16 protein-coding genes are annotated in these 17620 nt (G+C 63.0%); 10 read left to right on the top strand and 6 right to left on the bottom strand.

Annotated elements, in window-relative coordinates; translation table 11 throughout:
• Positions 1–217: 217 nt before the first annotated feature.
• The 10 genes from HX815_RS28100 to HX815_RS28055 all read left to right on the top strand — a co-directional run bounded on the left by HX815_RS28100 (position 218) and on the right by HX815_RS28055 (position 10436).
• Positions 218–988, top strand: a complete 771-nt coding sequence (locus HX815_RS28100) for a FadR/GntR family transcriptional regulator (protein WP_008430577.1) — start codon at positions 218–220, stop codon at positions 986–988.
• A 96-nt stretch (positions 989–1084) separates the two neighbouring features.
• Positions 1085–2287, top strand: coding sequence for an ABC transporter substrate-binding protein (locus HX815_RS28095; RefSeq protein WP_003215749.1), 1203 nt, complete (start codon positions 1085–1087; stop codon positions 2285–2287).
• A 67-nt stretch (positions 2288–2354) separates the two neighbouring features.
• On the top strand, positions 2355–3215 hold the full coding sequence (locus tag HX815_RS28090) for a branched-chain amino acid ABC transporter permease (protein ID WP_003215751.1): 861 nt from the start codon (positions 2355–2357) through the stop codon (positions 3213–3215).
• A gap of 1 nt (position 3216) precedes the next feature.
• The gene (locus HX815_RS28085; RefSeq protein ID WP_087694650.1) at positions 3217–4227 is read left to right on the top strand and encodes a branched-chain amino acid ABC transporter permease; all 1011 of its coding nucleotides are present in this window, start codon (positions 3217–3219) and stop codon (positions 4225–4227) included.
• Complete coding sequence (locus tag HX815_RS28080; protein ID WP_003215756.1) at positions 4224–4973, top strand: ABC transporter ATP-binding protein; 750 nt, start codon at positions 4224–4226, stop codon at positions 4971–4973. The genes HX815_RS28085 and HX815_RS28080 overlap by 4 nt, the downstream gene beginning before the upstream one ends.
• A complete protein-coding gene (locus tag HX815_RS28075; protein WP_003215757.1) occupies positions 4973–5668 on the top strand; it encodes an ABC transporter ATP-binding protein in 696 nt (231 codons plus the stop codon). The genes HX815_RS28080 and HX815_RS28075 overlap by 1 nt, the downstream gene beginning before the upstream one ends.
• Positions 5669–5681: 13 nt before the next feature.
• On the top strand, positions 5682–6953 hold the full coding sequence (locus HX815_RS28070) for a Zn-dependent hydrolase (RefSeq protein WP_177029266.1): 1272 nt from the start codon (positions 5682–5684) through the stop codon (positions 6951–6953).
• Complete coding sequence (locus HX815_RS28065; protein ID WP_177029265.1) at positions 6950–8353, top strand: amidase; 1404 nt, start codon at positions 6950–6952, stop codon at positions 8351–8353. Before HX815_RS28070 ends, HX815_RS28065 begins: the two co-directional genes overlap by 4 nt.
• Before the next feature lie 163 nt (positions 8354–8516).
• On the top strand, positions 8517–9380 hold the full coding sequence (locus HX815_RS28060; RefSeq protein ID WP_003215763.1) for a LysR family transcriptional regulator: 864 nt from the start codon (positions 8517–8519) through the stop codon (positions 9378–9380).
• 51 nt (positions 9381–9431) lie between these two features.
• Positions 9432–10436 carry a LacI family DNA-binding transcriptional regulator gene (locus HX815_RS28055; protein ID WP_003215765.1) on the top strand — a complete coding sequence of 335 codons (1005 nt, stop codon included), beginning with the start codon at positions 9432–9434 and terminating at the stop codon, positions 10434–10436.
• Here HX815_RS28055 and HX815_RS28050 read toward each other — a convergent pair.
• The 6 genes from HX815_RS28050 to HX815_RS28025 all read right to left on the bottom strand — a co-directional run bounded on the left by HX815_RS28050 (position 10433) and on the right by HX815_RS28025 (position 17436).
• Complete coding sequence (locus HX815_RS28050) at positions 10433–11158, bottom strand: SDR family oxidoreductase (RefSeq protein WP_003215767.1); 726 nt, start codon at positions 11156–11158, stop codon at positions 10433–10435. The genes HX815_RS28055 and HX815_RS28050 overlap by 4 nt on opposite strands.
• A gap of 138 nt (positions 11159–11296) precedes the next feature.
• A complete protein-coding gene (locus HX815_RS28045; protein ID WP_177029264.1) occupies positions 11297–12829 on the bottom strand; it encodes an FGGY-family carbohydrate kinase in 1533 nt (510 codons plus the stop codon).
• 1 nt (position 12830) lies between these two features.
• Positions 12831–13910 carry an alcohol dehydrogenase catalytic domain-containing protein gene (locus tag HX815_RS28040; protein ID WP_177029263.1) on the bottom strand — a complete coding sequence of 360 codons (1080 nt, stop codon included), beginning with the start codon at positions 13908–13910 and terminating at the stop codon, positions 12831–12833.
• 69 nt (positions 13911–13979) lie between these two features.
• Complete coding sequence (locus HX815_RS28035; protein WP_177021686.1) at positions 13980–14972, bottom strand: ABC transporter permease; 993 nt, start codon at positions 14970–14972, stop codon at positions 13980–13982.
• Complete coding sequence (locus HX815_RS28030) at positions 14938–16446, bottom strand: sugar ABC transporter ATP-binding protein (protein WP_008430598.1); 1509 nt, start codon at positions 16444–16446, stop codon at positions 14938–14940. Before HX815_RS28030 ends, HX815_RS28035 begins: the two co-directional genes overlap by 35 nt.
• A 63-nt stretch (positions 16447–16509) precedes the next feature.
• Entirely contained in the window at positions 16510–17436 is a 927-nt protein-coding gene (locus tag HX815_RS28025) for a substrate-binding domain-containing protein (protein ID WP_003215780.1), read from the bottom strand.
• Positions 17437–17620: the final 184 nt, after the last annotated feature.

Below are 17620 nucleotides of genomic sequence, written 5' to 3'. Positions count from 1 at the left end.
CGAGTGGTGGGGCAAGAGCGTTTTGCTTACTTTTGCGCTCTTCAAAAGTGAGCCGCTGTAAGAGCGGAACCATAGGCGGCCGTTACCGCAGCAACGGATATGCACACCCCCACCATTTACGACCCATCCAAACCAAAAGCGACCCCCTCCGTTGACGCCCCACCCCAAACCCCTATTAAGTACTATTAATCCGCATTAATAGGATCAATCAAACACCATGCTAAGCCGCCCGCTGCGCCGCAAACGCCAGAAGCTCTCCGACGTGATCGTCGAGTCGGTCAAACGCTCCATCGTCACCGATGCCCTGAAGCCCGGCGACCGCTTGCCCACCGAACGCGAACTGATGGAAAGCTTCCAGTGCTCCAAAGGCTCCGCCCGCGAAGCCCTCAAGGCGCTGGAAGTCGAAGGCCTGGTCAACACCCGCACCGGCCCCAGCGGCGGCGCCTATCTCAACCAGGCCGGCACCGAACCCGCCAGCCGCGCCCTGCGCAACTACCTGCACTTCCAGCACCTGGACGGCCAACAGGTCTACCAGCTGCGCAAAGTCATCGAAGTCGAACTCGCCGTCTCGGTCCTGGGCCGCCTGAGCGAAGACGACTACCGCGCCCTCCAGGACAACGTCGATTTCTGCAGCGCCCCCGAAGACAGCGAAGCCGGCCAACGCGAACAACGCATCGCCGAACTCGAATTCCACAACCTGCTGGCCAAGGCCTGCCCCAACCCGCTGCTGAGCTTCATGGCGCAATTCCTCAACGACCTGCTGCGTGACCTGGTCGTGCTGAAAAAAGCCTACAAACCCAAGCGCAAGCAATTCGACGCCGCCAACCTCGACTACCACAAACAACTGCTGATCGCCTTCCGGGCCGAAGACGAAGCCACCGTACGCAGCCTGATGCACGAACACATGTGCGACGCCGAACACCACATGACCGCCCTTGAAGGTGAAGTCAGCCCGCACTTTCTGCTGGAGTTCGACCACAACCACTAAGCCGCACCCTCCACCAATAAAAGGCCTGCCCACAGGCCGTGCTCCACCGTATCGCCATTGCCACTCCTGCCAATAACTAATCCAGGGAGTCACCCCATGCAGCGTCGTACGTTGTTGAAAGCCAGTCTCACCGCAGCCGCCGCCCTCAGCCTCCCGCTGAGCGTGCGTTCTGCATTCGCCGCCGAGCCTTTTACCTTTTACGGCCTCAAGTCCATGTCTGGCGCCTTTGCCAGTTATGGCAAATTTGCCGACATGGGTTCACGCCTCGCGGTGGAACAGCATCCCGAGTTACTCGGCCGCCCGCTGGTCTACAAAGTGATCGACACCGAAGGCAACGCCGGCAAGGCCGTGCGTAAAGTCCAGGAAGCGATCCAGCAGGACGGCGCACGCTTTTTCCAGGGCTGTACCCTGTCGTCTTCGGCACTCGCGGTGGCCAAGGAAGTGAGCAAGGCCGGTGGCGTGTTCATGACCCCGGTGGGCGCCGATGAAGTCACCGGCAAGGACTGCAACAGCGCCACGTTCCGCTGGTCGGTGCCGACCTACGGCGCGATCCGCGAGACCCTCGTGCCGCTGATCAAGCTGCTGCCCGACGCCAAGCGCTGGTACACCATCACCCCGCAATACGTGTTCGGCGAAGCCCTGCTCGAAGGCGCCAAATCGGTGCTGGCCGAGCATGGCCTGGAACACGCCGGCAACAGCTACCACTCGCTGCAGGAGCAGGAGTTCTCCGGCTACCTGACCAATGCCATCGCCGCCAAACCCGACGTGCTGGTGCTGCTGAACTTCGGCAGCCAGTCGTCCAACACCCTGCGTCAGGCGGTGAACTTCGGTATCAAGGAGCGCATGAAAGTGTTGCTGGTGTGGTCCGCCGGCCTCGACCAGTTCCAGGAGCTGGGCAGTGACGTACTGGAAGGTGTGTACCTCGGCGCTCAGTACTGGCATCAGGTCGACACCCCGCTCAACCGTGACCTGGTGAAACTCACCAAGGCCAAATACGGCATCAACCCCACTTACCCGCTGGCCGCCGACTACATCAGCACCAAGGTCATGCTCGAAACCATCATCTCCACCGGCAGTTTCGACGGGCCGACCGTGGCCAAGGCCATGCAGGGCCTGAGCTACGAAGGCCCCACCGGCAAGGAGTCGATCCGCGCCGGCGACCATCAGGTGATCAAGGACTACTACCTGCTGGTGGGCAAGGCCGCAGGCGACATGGCCGACAAGGACGATCTGGCCAAGGTGCTCAGCTCCGGCCAGTCGTTCCCGCCGGTGGAAGCCACGGGCTGCGTGCTCGGCTGATCCGCTGAAAATCTACTGGTGACACAGCGCAGGGCCGCTCATGCGGCCACCTGCCGAGGGTTCCTGCATGCTTAATCTTTACCTGTTCCAGATTCTCAACGGCCTGGGCCTTGGGATGATCTACTTCCTGATCGCGGTCGGCTTGACGATCATTTTCGGCCTGCTGAACTTCGTCAACTTCGCCCACGGTGCGTTTTTCCTGCTGGGCGCCTACATCTGCTACACCGCCGTCAGCCTCACCGGCAGCTTCTGGCTGGCACTGCTGATCGCGCCGCTGGTGGTGGCCGCGCTGGCCTGGGTGATCGAGCGATTATTGATCCAGCGGATTTATCACTTGCCGCACATGTTCCAGATTCTGGTGACCCTGGGGATTGCCCTGATCATCCAGGAAGCCAGCGTGATGATCTGGGGCCCGGTGGGCAAGAGCGTCGCCGTACCGGAATTGCTGCGCGGGGTGCTGGTGGTGGGCGATTTTGTCTACCCCTACTACCGCCTGTTCCTGATCGTGTTCTCCGGCCTCGTTGGCCTTGGCCTGTGGCTGCTGCTGGAACGCACGCGCTTCGGCGCCCTGGTGCGGGCCGGCAGTGAAAGCACGGAAACCGTGTCCCTGCTGGGCACCAACATTTTCCGCCTGTTCTCCATGACCTTCGCCCTCGGCGTGGCCCTCGCCGGTGTGGCCGGTGTGCTGTTCGCCCCGTTGCGCGGCGCCCAGCCCTTTGTCGGCCCGGAAATCCTCGGCGTGGCGTTCGTGGTGGTGGTGATTGGCGGCATGGGTTCCTTCAGCGGTGCACTGGTGGGCGGCCTGCTGGTCGGCGTGGTGCAAAGCCTGATGACCACACTCTGGCCCCAGGGCGCGAGCCTGATGATCTACGGTGCGATGGCCGTGGTGATCCTGGTGCGTCCTTACGGCCTATTCGGGAGAGCCTGACATGAGCGAGAAAAATCCCTTGCCGTTCGCCAAGACCCAGTCGCGCTACATGCTGCTGTTGGTGCTCGTGGTGTTGATCGGCCTGCCGTTGATTCTGCCCTCGGCGACCCTGGCCACCGAGATCCTGATCTTTGCCATGGCCGCCCTCGCCTGCAACCTGCTGCTGGGTTACACCGGGCTGCTGTCGTTCGGCCAAGGCATCTTCTTCGGGGCCGGCGCCTACTGCGCGGCGCTGTTGATGATTCACCTGCAACTGGGGCTGTTCAGCGCACTGCTGGGTGCCGCCGTCGCCGGTGGTTTCCTGGCTTTCCTGGTGGGCGCCCTGGCGATCCGTCGCACCGGCATTTACTTCGTGATGCTGACCCTGGCCTTCAGCCAGATGGCCTACTTCGTCGCCTACACCCTGAGCGACTGGACCGGCGGCGACAACGGCCTGCTCAGCGTGCCGCGCCCGGAAATCCGCATCGGTGACACCGTGCTTCTGTCGCTGACCGACGCCCGCGCGTTCTACGGGTTTGTCGCGGTGCTGTTCCTGTTGATCTTCATCGGCGCCCGCCGGGTGATCGCCTCGCCGTTCGGCAGCACGCTGATGGCGATTCGCGAAAACGAAACCCGCGCTTCGGCCATCGGCTATGACACCCGCCACTTCAAGATCCTGGTGTTCGTGTTGTCCGGCGCCGTCACCGGGATTGCCGGGGCACTGTACGCGATGCTGCTGCACTTTGTGCCGCTGTCGAACATCGACCTGGCGATGTCCGAAAACATCCTGATCATGACCATCGTCGGCGGCACCGGCTCGCTGTTCGGCTCGTTGCTGGGCGCCGGTTCCATCGTGCTGCTGGGGGACTTCCTTTCCGATCTGTGGCCGCGCTGGCTGATGCTGCTGGGGGTGATCCTGATCCTGGTGGTGATCTTCATGCGCGGCGGTTTGTGGGGCGGTCTGTCGACCCTGTTCGACCGTGTGCGCGGCAGCCGCAAGGCCGACGTTGTGACCAAGGAGAAGCTGTCATGAGCATCCTGCTGGAAACCAAGAACCTGGAACTGGCCTACGGTGCGTTCCACGCGGTGAACGGTGTCAACCTCAAGGTCGAAGCCGGCACCATCCACACCATCATCGGCCCCAATGGCGCGGGCAAGACCAGCCTGTTCCACTGCCTGACCGGCGAACGCCAGGCCACCGCCGGGGCAATTCATTTCGACGGCAAGAACCTGATGCGCAAACCGGCCCACGGCCGCGTCGGCCTGGGCATGGCGCGCTCGTTCCAGCTCACCAGCCTGTTCCAGAACCTCAGCGTGCGCGAAAACCTGCGCCTGGCCGCCCAGGGTCGCGACGGCGCCCGCGCGCTGAACTTCTGGCGCCGGGTCGACAGCAAGCGCGAACACCTGGAAATGGCCGACCAGGTGTTGGAACGCCTGCAACTCACCGCCCGCGCCGACACCCTGGCCGGCGAGTTGTCCCACGGCCAGCAGCGGGTGCTGGAAGTCGGCATGTCGATCTGCTCCAGACCCAAGCTGCTGATGCTCGACGAACCCACCTCGGGCATGGGCATCGACGACATCCCGATCATGACCCAACTGATCAGCGACCTCGGCCGCGACCATACCGTGCTGCTGATCGAGCACAACATGAGCATCGTCATGTCCATCAGCCAACGCATCACCGTGATGAGCCACGGCCAGATCCTGGTGGAAGGCACACCGGAATTCGTGCGCGCCGACGAGCGCGTGCGCACCGCCTATTTGGGAGAAGCCGCCTGATGCTGACCGTCGACAATATCCATTCCTACTACGACAAGAGCCACGTCCTTGAAGGCGTGTCCCTGACCGTCAACCCTGGCGAACTGGTGACCCTGTTGGGGCGCAACGGTGCCGGCAAGACCACCACCCTGCGCAGCATCCTCGGGATCATCTGCCCGCGCCAGGGCCAGATTCACTTCAACGGCCAGCCGCTGGTGGGGCAGAAAATCTTCGAAATCGCCCGCCAGGGCCTGGCGCTGGTGCCGGAGAACCGCGGGATTTTCCGCCTGCTCACGGTGGAGGAAAACCTGCGCATTGCCGTGCGCAAGACCAGCCGCTGGCAGATGGAAGACGTGTACGGCATGTTCCCGCGCCTCAGGGAGCGCCGCAAAAACGCCGGCCACGCGCTGTCCGGCGGTGAGCAACAGATGCTCGCCATCGCCCGCGCGCTGCTCAACGATCCCAAGCTGCTGATCCTCGATGAGCCCACCGAAGGCCTCGCGCCGGTGATCGTCGACGAGCTGGTGAAGATCCTGCGCAAGGTCAAGGAAGACGGCCTGCCGGTGCTGCTGGTGGAACAGAACCTGATGGTCTGCGACAAGCTCGCCGACCGCCATTACGTCCTCGAACAGGGCCGCGTGGTGTACGAAGGCAGTGCCGAAGCCTTCCGCGCCGACCCGACGATCAAGAACCGTTACCTGGCCCTGAGTGCCTGACCGGAGACTGCTGATGAATAGTTTTGCGCAACCGCTCCAGAGCAACGCCCCGCTGATCAACCGCGAGCGCCTGTGGCAATCGCTGATGGACCTCGCCCGCCTCGGCGCCACACCCAAGGGCGGCGTATGCCGCCTGGCCCTCACCGACCTCGACCGCCAGGCCCGCGACCTGTTTGTGCAATGGTGCGAGGCGGCCGGCTGCAGCGTCAGCGTCGACGCCATCGGCAATATCTTTGCCCGCCGCGCCGGGCGTAATCCGGCACTGGCGCCGGTGATGACCGGCAGCCATATCGACACCCAGCCTACCGGCGGCAAGTTCGACGGTTGCTACGGCGTGATGGCTGGCCTGGAGGTGATCCGCACCCTCAATGACTTGAACATCGAGACCGAAGCGCCAATTGAAGTGGTGGTGTGGACCAACGAAGAAGGCTCGCGATTCCCGCCGTGCATGATGGGTTCCGGGGTGTTCGCCGGTAAGTTCGACCTGCAGGAAACCCTCGACAAGCAGGACGAGCAAGGGCTGTCGGTGGGCGCTGAATTGCAGCGCATCGGCTATGCCGGTTCCCGCGCCGTGCTGGGCCACCCGGTGGGCGCCTATTTCGAGGCGCATATCGAGCAGGGTCCGGTGCTGGAAGACCAGGCCACCACCATCGGCGTGGTCATGGGCTGCCTGGGCCAGAAGTGGTTCGACCTGACCCTCACCGGCGTCGAAGCCCACGCGGGCCCGACGCCAATGCACCTGCGCAAGGACGCACTGGTAGGCGCGGCGCAAGTGGTCAGCGCGGTGAATCGCATCGCCCACGAACAACAACCCCACGCCTGCGGCACCGTCGGTTGCCTGAGCCTGCATCCCGGCTCACGCAACGTGATTCCCGGCCAGGTGCACATGACCATCGACCTGCGCCACCTGCACGCCGACAAGCTGCAAGCGATGGTCGACGAAGTGCGCCAGGTGATCGAAGCCACCGCCGAGCAACACGGCTTGAGCTTTGAGCTGATACCCACTGCCGACTTCCCGCCGCTGGATTTCAACCCTGCCTGTGTCAACGCCGTGCGTGATGGCGCGAGCAGCCTGGGCCTGAGCCATATGGACATCGTCAGCGGCGCCGGGCATGACGCGATCTTCGTCGCCGAACTGGGCCCGGCCGGAATGATCTTTGTGCCGTGCGAAGGCGGCATCAGCCATAACGAAATCGAGAACGCCGCGCCGGATGACCTGGCGGCGGGCTGCGCGGTGTTGCTGCGGGCCATGGTCAACGCGGCGCAAGGAGGTCAAGCGGCATGACGGATATCGCCAACCTGACCGCAGTTGAGCTGCTGGCCCGCTATCGGGATAAAAGCCTGTCGCCAGTGGAGGTCACCGAAGACGCATTGCTGCGGATCGAACGCTACAACCCGGCGGTCAACGCCTACTGCCACGTCGACCCGGAAGGCGCCTTGAAGGCGGCGCGGAATTCGGAACAGCGCTGGCTCAAGGGCCAGCCGTGCGGGGCCCTGGACGGTGTGCCCTCCTCCATCAAGGACCTGACGCAGACCATCGGCATGCCGACGCGCAAGGGTTCGCGTACCACATCCGCCGAGGGTCGATGGGATGTGGATGCGCCCTTCTCGGCCTTCATGCGCAAGGCCGGCGCGGTATTGCTGGGCAAGACCACCACGCCGGAATTCGGCTGGAAAGGCGTCACCGATAACCCGCTGTATGGCATTACCCGCAACCCGTGGGACACGCGCATGACGGCGGGCGGTTCGTCCGGTGGTGCCGGTGCGGCGGCGGCCTTGAACCTCGGCGTGCTGCACCAGGGCAGCGATGCCGGCGGCTCGATCCGGATCCCCTGTGCCTTCACCGGCACCTTCGGCATCAAGCCGACCTTCGGTTATGTGCCGCAATGGCCGGCCAGTTCGATGACGATTCTGTCGCACCTGGGGCCGATGACCCGCACCGTGGAAGACTCGGTGCTGATGCTGCAAACCATCGCCCAGCCGGATGCGCGGGATGGTTTGATCGGCGCGCCCCGGACCACGCCATGGTTGCACGCCGGGGCTGATTTGAAGGGGCTGCGTATCGCCTATAGCCCGAACTTCGGTTATGTCGACGTGGACCCGCAAGTGGCCAGGGTGGTCGCCCAGGCGATAGAAGGCCTGGTGCAGCTGGGCGCGCAGGTTGAACAGATTGATCCGGGGTTCAGTGATCCCCTGGAGGTGTTCAATACTTTATGGTTTGCCGGTGCAGCACGCCTGGCCGGGCCGTTGAGCGATGCCCAGCGGCAATTGATGGACCCGGGGTTGCTGCGCATTGCCCGACTGGGCGAGCAGATCAGCCTCAGCGATTACAGCGCTGCGCTGGAAGCACGGGCAGCGCTCGTGGCGCGCATGGCGGCATTCCATGAGCATTACGATGTGCTGGTTTCGCCGATGATGCCGATCACCGCGTTCGAGGCCGGGCACAATGTGCCGCCGGGTTCGGGACTAGGGGAATGGATGGAGTGGACGCCGTTTACCTATCCCTTCAACCTGACCCAGCAACCGGCGGCGTCGGTGCCGTGCGGGTTGGCGGCCAATGGGTTGCCGGTGGGGCTGCATGTGGTGGGGGCGCGGTTTGCGGATGAGCAGGTGCTGAGAGTTTGCCAGGCGTATGCCAAGGCTTTTCCAACCGAGCACCTGCAAGCCCCCAAAACCCCAACTTGAAATGCAATCAAACTGTGGGAGCGGGCTTGCTCGCGAAGGCGGTGTGTCAGTCACCGGATATCTTGACTGACACACCGCCTTCGCGAGCAAGCCCGCTCCCACATTTTTGTCCGTATTCCAATCATCAGCCCCTACAATGCCTCCTATCATCCAAGGGGGTTTCATGGACATCGAACTGGCACGCACCTTCCTCGAAATCACCCGCTGCGGCAGCCTCGCCGCGGCGGCGGAGAAACTGCACGTCACCCAGACGGCAATCACCGCCCGGGTCAAAAACCTCGAAAGCCAGCTCAACAGTACCCTGTTCGTGCGCAACCGCGCCGGTGCCCGCCTGACCCCGGACGGCGAGGCGTTCGTGGTCTACGCCAACCAGCTTGTCCAGACCTGGGAAGCCGCACGCCGCGACCTGCCATTACCCGACGGCTACCGCAACGTGCTGCACATCGGTGGCGAAGTCAGCCTGTGCAACCCGCTGATGCTCGGCTGGGCCCAGGCCTTGCGGGAACACATTCCCGGCCATGCTTTGCGCACCGAGATTCGCGAAGGCGAGTACCTGTTGCGCCAACTGGAGCTGGGGGTGCTGGACGCCGCCTTGGTGTTCCAGCCGCAATACTGGCCGGGGTTGCAGGTGGAGCAGGTGCTGGAAGAAAAACTGATCCTGGTGCAACTGGCCGCCCGGCCCGAGCCCTACGTGTATATCGACTGGGGCCAGGGCTTTCGCCAGCAGCACGACGCCGCACTGCCGGACAAGGCCCGCGCAGCCCTGAGTTTCAATCTGGGGCCACTGGCGTTGCAGTACATCCTGGAAAACGGCGGTGCCGGGTATTTCCGCACGCGGGTGGTACAGAGCTACCTCGACAGCGGTGTGATGGAACGGGTACCCAAGGCGCCGGAGTTCAGCTTCCCGACGTACCTGGTGTATTCCCGCGAGCGCGACTCGGCGGTTTTGCAGCAGGCACTGGCCTTGCTGCGGGCGGTGGTGGAGGCGGAAAAGGATTGGTCGCAGCGCTGGGATCCGGTGATTTGAAGCCGTGCCCATGGTAGCCTCAGGTTGTTTTCTCCTGGTTTCCCCCTGCCGATGAACAAGAAAAAGTCCGTCACCATCAGCGACATCGCCAAACGGGTCAACATGACCACCATCACGGTGTCCCGGGCGCTGAGCAAACCCGACCTGGTCAAGCCCGCCACCCTGGCGCGGATTCTCGAAGTGGCGCGGGAGCTGGACTATGTGCCCAACGCCTTTGCCCGCGGGCTCAAGCGCAGTGAAAGCCTGATCATCGGCGTGATCACCGCCTCGGTCGACAACCCCTTCTACAGCGAGATGATCAAGGCGATTTCCCGCGAGGCGAAAAAGCACGGCTACACCATCATGCTGGTGGACACCGACGAACTGGAAGAGCTGGAAAGCAAGGCAGTCGACACGCTGCTGGGCTACCGCGTGGCGGGGATCATCCTGTCGCCGGTCTCCGACGAGCCCAGCTACCAGCCGGACTATCTGGAGCGCCTGGGTAACGGCAAGACGCCGGTGGTGCTGCTCGATCGCACGATTCACGACAGCCCGTTCAGCCGCGTGGTGCTGGACAACTATCACAGCGGCATCGAGGCGGCGCAGTACCTGGTGCGGCAAACCCCGAACCTCAAGCGCCTGCTGGTGCTGACCGGGCCCGAGCATTCGCGCATCACCATGGAACGCCTCAAGGGCCTGAAAGAAGTCCTGGCCGAGCACCCTCAGGTGCACGTTGAAGTGTGTGCCGGTGACTACACGCTGATGCCCTCCTACCTGCACACCCTCGACTACCTGGCCGAACACTCGGCGCCGGACGCGATCATGGGCTTCAACCAGTTGATCACCCTCGGCGCGCTGCGTGCGTTGCGCATGCACAACATCCCACACGACAGCCTGACCATCTGCGGCATCGACCGCCTGCCCTTTGCCGATATCTTCGGCGTGCCGATCGCCTGCGTGGCCCACGACGCCTCACTGGCCGGCAGCAGCGCGGTGCGGCTGCTGCTGGACCGTCTCGAAGACCCGCACAAACCGCGGGACAAGGTGGTGATCGCCGGCAAGCTGGAGAACGGCTAGCGGCTGGTGTAGCCGCCGTCGATCGGCAGGCTGACGCCGCTGATCATGCTGGCGGCATCGCTCAGCAGGAACAACACCGGCAGGGCCACTTCCGCCGTTTCGGCAAATCGCCCCAGGGGAATCGCCGCCAATGCCGGGTCGCGCTTGGCGGGCGCCGACCAGGCCATCTGTGCCATGGGCGTGAGGGTGACGGTGGGGTTGACGCTGTTGACGCGAATTCCGAAGCGGCCCCATTCGGCGCATTGCACGCGGGTGATGGCGTCCAGTGCGGCCTTGGAGGCGCAGTAGCCGAGGTGATCGTCCAGCGCCACGAGTGAGGCCTGGCTTGAGACGTTGACGATGCTGCCGGGAATCTTCGCTTCAATCATCGCCGCAGCGATACGGCTGGCGACCTGGGCCGCGGCGCGGGCGTTGACATTCATCACCTGGTCGAAGGCTTCGGCGCTGATGGCCGCGGCGGGTTCCAGGCGGGAAATGCCGGCGCAGTTGACCAGTCCATGCATCGGCGGCAGGCCTTGCAGGGCCAGGTCCAGGGCGGCGCTGTTGGCGATGTCCAGGCACAGGGTTTCGCAACCGAGCTGGGCCAGGGCCTGAGCGTCGCGGCCCAGGGCAAACACCTGGGCGCCGCTGGCGATCAGTTGGAGGGCAATTTCCCGGCCGATGCCGCTGCTGGCGCCGGTGACGAGGATGCGCTGCTTGGTGAAGTCAAAAATAGCGTTCATGGTTCACGATCTCTAAAACGATGGAGATCCCATGTGGGAGCGGGCTTGCTCGCGAATGCGGTGGGTCAGGCAATAAATCCGGCACTGATACACCGTATTCGCGAGCAAGCCCGCTCCCACATTTGGATCAGTGTTCGCTTAATTCAATTGCAAGCTGTGCATCACCGGTTTCAAGGCCGGATACAGCTCCAGATAGCTGGCAAACGCCCGGTCATACACCCCGACATTCCCCGCCTCCGGCTCCGCCCGCAGCTCCAACTGCACCCAACCTTTCTCCATCTGCCGGTCATCCACCACCCCCACCGCATGGGCCGCCAACAACGCCGCGCCCAAGGCCGCCTCCACCTCTTGCACAATGGTGTAGACCGGGAAGTGGGTGATGTCCGCAATAATCTGCATCCACAAATCCGAATGGCTCGCCCCACCCACCACAATCAGCCGTGGATCAAGGGAATGCGCCCCACGGGTGCCCGCTTCGATATTGTGCCGCAGGGCAAAACTCACCCCTTCGAGCACCGCGCGGTACAGGTGGATCCGGCTGTGATACAGGTTCAGCCCGACAAAGCTGCCGCTGGCCCGGTCATCCCACACCGGGCTGCGTTCGCCCATGAGATACGGCAGGAACAACAGCCCTTCGCTGCCCGCCGGGATCTTCGCGGCGCTCTGCTCCAGCAGCCACAAACTGTCCTGGCCCGTCTCTTTCGCCTGCTGCTCCTCAGCCTGGCAGAACTGTTCGCGAAACCAGCTCACCGACGCCCCGGCGGTGATCGCACCACCGAAGATGTACAGGTCCTGATGGCCGTTATAGACATGGGGCATGCTCACCAGGCCATGGCGCGCATCCACCTGCTGATTGAGATAACCCCAGCACATGCTGGTGCCGATCATCGCCACGTGATTGCCCGGCCGCGTCACCCCGGCCGCCAATGTGGCCATGGCCGCATCCACGCCCCCGGCCAGGATCGGCGTACCGGCCTGCAAGCCCAACCGCCGGGCCCATTCCTCCAGCAAACCACCGACCACTTCACCGGAATACAGCAAACGCTCCGGCATCATCGCCAACGGAATCCCAAGCGCCGCCAGCATCTCGGCCGACCAGCCGCGCCGGGCCACATCGTAGACGCCACCGATATTGCCGGCGCTGCTGTGGTCCACCGCCAACTCACCGGTCAGGCACCAGTTGATGTAGCTGTTGGGCGGCAGCAGGTAGCGGGTGTTGGCCCACACCTGCGGCTGGTGCTGCTTGAGCCAGAGCATCTTGGTGAAACCGTAGTAGCTGTCCACCGAGTTGCCGGTGATCGTGAACAGCCGCTCCAGGTCCACATGCTCGCGCACCCACTCCACTTGCTCGCCCGCGCGCCGGTCCATCCAGATCAGGCACGGGTGCAGCGGCGTGATCTGCTCGTCCACAGCAATTCCGGAGCCGCCATACAGGCTGCTGATGCACAGCGCCTTGACCTGCTCTTTCGCCACGCCGGCCTTCGCCATGCACTGGGCGACGCAGGCCTCCACCGCATCCAGCCAGACCTGCGGCCACTGCTCGGCCCAGCGTACTTTCGGGGTATCCACGCGATACCCCTGGCTGTGCTGGGCGATGATCAGGCCGTCCGCATCCACCAGCAACGCCTTGGTGCTTTGCGTACCGATGTCCACACCCATTACGTAGTTCATGTCAGAGCACCGGCTTCAGCAGCACCTTGATCGACTTGGTCGAGTTGGCCAGCTCAAACGCTTCGGCCCAGCTGTCCAGCCCGAAGTCATGGGTCACGATGCCCTTGGACGTCACCAGGCCACGCTCGAACAAGTCGATGGCCACCGGGTAGCAATACGGCCCCAGGTGCGCACCGCGTACGTCCAGCTCCTTGCGGTCGCCGATGATCGACCAGTCGGCGCTGGTCTCGGCGCCAAACACGCTGAACTCGACAAACCGGCCGAGCTTGCGAATCAGATCCAGGCCCTGGGTAACGCCCGCCGGTACGCCGGTGGTTTCGATGTACACGTCGCAGCCGTAGTTGTCGGTCAGGCTATTGATGATCTCCCGGGCGTTATCCCGGGACGGGTTGATCACTACGTCGGCACCGTACTGCTTCGCCAGTTCCAGGCGCTCGTCGACCATGTCGATCACCACCAGTTTCTTCGGCGTTTTTAGCGCTGCCACCTGCACCATGCACAGGCCCAGGGTGCCGGCACCAGCAATAACCAGCACGTCATCCAGCTGGATCTCACCCCGGTTGACGGTGTGAATCGCGCAGGACATCGGCTCGATCAGCGCCGAATCTTCCAGGGACACCGACTCCGGAATCTTGTGCACGATGGCGGTCTTCGGGATGCGCATGTACTGGGCCATGCCACCTTCGGCGACTTCACGCTGGAAGCCGAAGATATTGTGCACCTCGCACATCCAGTACTTGCCGGACTTGCAGAAGCGGCACTTGCCACACGGCACGATCTGCTCGGCGATCACTTTGTCGCCGACCTTCACTTCAAAGTGTTCCTCGGCGCCCTCGCCCGCTTCCACCACGTAGCCGAAGAATTCGTGCCCCGGCACCACCGGCGCCTTGACCCACGGGTTCTCGCCGCCCCAGAACATCGCGGCGCCCGAGTGGCATTTGCAGTCACTGGCGCAGATGCCGCAGGCGGCGATACGAATCACCAGTTCATTGACCCGCGCCTGGGGTTTGCTGATGCGTTCCAGGCGGTAGTCTTTCGGGCCGTGGCAGACGACGGCTTGCATTTGGTTGTGCTTTTCCATGATGTGCGGACCTTTCTTGAGCATGAGAGAACCCATCGCGGCCACCATGGCCGCGTGGAGATAACCGGTTTACTTGTGGCGCTGACGGCTGATAAAGATCGCCAGCAAAATGATCCCGCCCTTGATCACGCTCTGGACGTAGGGCGAGACCCCGAGCATGTTCAAGCCGTTGTTCAACACCCCCAGCAACATGGCGCCGAGCAAGGTGCCGACGATTACCCCGCGCCCACCGGCAATCGAGGCGCCGCCCAGGACCACGGCGGCAATCGCGTCGAGTTCAAACGACACCCCGGCATTTGGCTGGCCGCTCATCAAGCGCGAGGTCAGCACCAGCCCGGCAATCGCGGCGGTAAACCCGCTGATGCCATACACCAGCAACTTGAAGCGCGCCGCCCGCACACCGGACAGGCGCACCGCTTCCTCGTTGCCGCCGATCGCGTAGATATAGCGGCCGATGCGGGTGTGCTGCAGCAGCACATAGGCCGCCAGGTACGTCACCAGCATGATCAGGATCGGCACCGAAATACCGAACAGGCTTTCGCGGCCAAAGAAGCCGAACCACTCCGGCAAACCGGAAATCGGGTAGCCGTCGGTGTACATCAGGCCGAACCCACGGGCGATGCCCATGGTCGCCAGGGTGACGATGATCGGCGGCATGTGCAGGTAGGCGACAAACAAACCATTGCCGATGCCGAAGGCCACGCCGACCAGCATCCCGGCGCCAATTGCCAGGCCCGGCGGCAAGCCTGCGACCATCAAGCCGGCGGTCAAGGTGCCGGACAACGCCATCACCGGCCCCACCGACAAATCGATGCCGCCGGTGAGAATCACGCAGGTCATGCCCACCGCGATAATCGCGTTGATCGACACCTGGCGCGCGATGTTCGACAGGTTGTTGGCCGTCAGGAAGTTATCGCTGGCGAAGATCATCACCAACGTCACCACCAGCAGCCCGACAAAGGGATAGAACGCCGGTGAGCGAATCAGCCGCGCCAGGTTCAGGCGCAGCCGGCCAGGCCCCACGGCATTAATGGACGTATTCACTTGAGCCCCCTGTTGCATGGCGCATGACCTCTTGAGGATTGACGGCAGACGCTTCCAGTACCTTGACGATGGCGCCCTTGTGGAACACCGCGACGCGGTCGCACATGCCGATGACTTCCGGCAGTTCCGAGGAAATCATGATGATTGCGTAGCCCTGTTCGGTGAGGCTGCGCATCAGTGCGTAGATCTGTGCCTTGGCACCGACGTCGATGCCACGGGTGGGTTCGTCGAACACCAGCACGTCGCAGTGATGGTTGATCCAGCGGGCAATCACGACTTTCTGCTGGTTGCCGCCGCTGAGGTTGAACACCCGGCTCTCGCCGCTGGGGGCCTTGATCGACAGCTGGCGCATCAACGCTTCGACGCTGGCACATTCCTTGTCTTTGTCGATCAGGCCGCTGGCGTTCTGGTATTTGGGCAGGTTGTTGAGGGAGATGTTTTCGCGAATGCTGAAATCGGTGATCAGCCCTTCGGTCTTGCGGCTTTCCGGCAGCAGGCCGATGCCATGGGCCAAGGCCTGGGCCGGGTCGTCGAGGGTGATTTGTTCACCCCGCAGCCACACGTCTTTGCTCACCGACGGCAGCGCGCCCATCATGCCCAGCGCCAATTCGGTACGCCCGGAACCCACCAGGCCGGCAAAGCCGAGAATCTCGCCCTTGTGCAATTCAAAGTGGTTATGGGGGCCGTTGCGCACCAACTGGATGTCCTTGACCTCCAGCAGCAGCGGCCCGCGTGCGGCGGTGGGCTTGGGCGGAAAACTGCACTCCAGGCGCCGCCCGACCATCATTTCCACCAAGCGGTCGATATCGCTGTCGGCCACATCGGTGACGCCCACATTGCCGCCGTCGCGCAGCACGCTGATGCGGTCGCAGACCTGGAAAATCTCCTCCAGGTGGTGGGAAATAAAAATCACCGCCACCCCCTGGCGCTTGAGTTCACGCATGATTTCGAACAGCAGCTCGGCTTCGCTCGGCGTGAGGGTGGCGGTGGGTTCGTCGAGCACCAGCAGCCGCGCGTCCAGGGCCAGCGCCTTGGCGATCTCGACGAATTGCTGCTCGGCCACGCTCAGGTGCCTGACCGCGCATTGCAGGTCAATACTGACACCGAGGCGCTTGAACAACGCCTCGCTGGCCTCGACCATTTCGCGCTTGCGCAACAGGCCAAAACGGTTGCTCAGCTCATGGCCGAGGAAAATATTTTCCACCGCCGTGAGGTAGGGAATCAGGCTGAATTCCTGGAACACAATGCCGATACCGGCGGCAATCGCATCACGATACGTCGCGAACTGCCGAGCCTCGCCGTCGATCAGGATCTGCCCTTCGTCCTGGTGCTCGACCCCGCCAAGGATCTTCATCAAGGTCGATTTGCCTGCACCGTTTTCCCCGAGCAAGGCATGAATTTCGCCGCGCTGCACTTCCAGGTTGATCGCCTTGAGGGCTTGCACCCCCGGGTAGCGCTTACAGATATTTTCCAGTTTCAGAAGACTGCTCATACCGCCGACCTCATATTCAGATGGATGACCTGTGCCCCACGCCTGGCGTGGGGCCTGGGTGTTTTACCAACTGAAATCCTTGGCCTTGGCCTGGTCGATCAGGGTGATGTCCACCGGGATCGTGGCCGGTACTTGCGAGCCCCACTTCTTGGCCAGGGCGATGCCCAGGGCGAGGCGGATCTGGTCACGGGGGTATTGCGCGGAGGTGGCGATGAATTTGCTGCCGGGTTTCTGGATGGCCTTGATCGCTTCCGGCGCGCCGTCGACGCTCACCAGCTTGACGTCCAGGCCGCTGGCTTCGATGGCCGAGAGTGCGCCGAGGGAGCCGTTGTCATTGACGCTGAAAATGCCCTTGAGGGTGGGCTGGGCCTGCAGCATGTTTTCGGTGACGGTCAGCGCCTGGTCACGTTCCTGCTTGCCGTTCTGGATGCTCACGATCTTGATGTCCGGGTGCTTGGCCACGGCCTCCTTGCAACCGCGCACGCGCTCCAGGATCGGTACCACGGCGATGCCGTCGAGGATGGCGATATTGCCCTTGTCCCCGATGTTCTTGGCCAGGTATTCGCAGGCCTGGAAGCCGGCGTCGAAGTTCTTCGAGCCGACGAAGGAGTCCAGTGGGCCTTCGGCCTGGGCGTCGACGGCGACCACGACTACGCCGGCGGCGTGGGCGGATTTGACGGCTGATTGCACGCCGACGGAATCGGTGGGGTTGATCAGCAGGATGTCGATGCCTTTTTGCAGCATGTCTTCGACGTCGCTGACCTGTTTGGACACGTCGTGGCGGGCGTCGGTGATGATCAACTGCGCACCGATGGTCGCCCCGGCTTCCTGCAGGGCGTCTTTCATGGTGACGAAGTAAGGGTTGTTGATTTCCTGGAAGGACGCGCCGATGCGGATGGGGGCGGGTTTGGTGTCGGCCAGTGCCAGGCCAGCGGTGCCAAGATTGATGCTCAGAGCCAACAAACACAGGGTTTTCGGAAGCATTTTCATGGTGGGGATCTCTGTTTTGTTTTTATTTTTAGAGCAAATGTTATCGTTAACATTTTGTAAGAAGCTAGCAAAGAAATTGGGGGGTCGCAAGGGGTGTTTGATCGGTGGTGGCGGGTGTGGTGGACATATCTGTTGCTGCGGTAACGGCCGCTTATGGTTCCGCTCTTACAGCGGCTCACTTTTG

The organism is Pseudomonas sp. E6002, from assembly GCF_013385565.1.
Classification (GTDB): Bacteria; Pseudomonadota; Gammaproteobacteria; order Pseudomonadales; family Pseudomonadaceae; genus Aquipseudomonas.
Note: the sequence above shows the minus strand (reverse complement) of the source record. Positions and strands in the feature narration are given on the sequence as shown.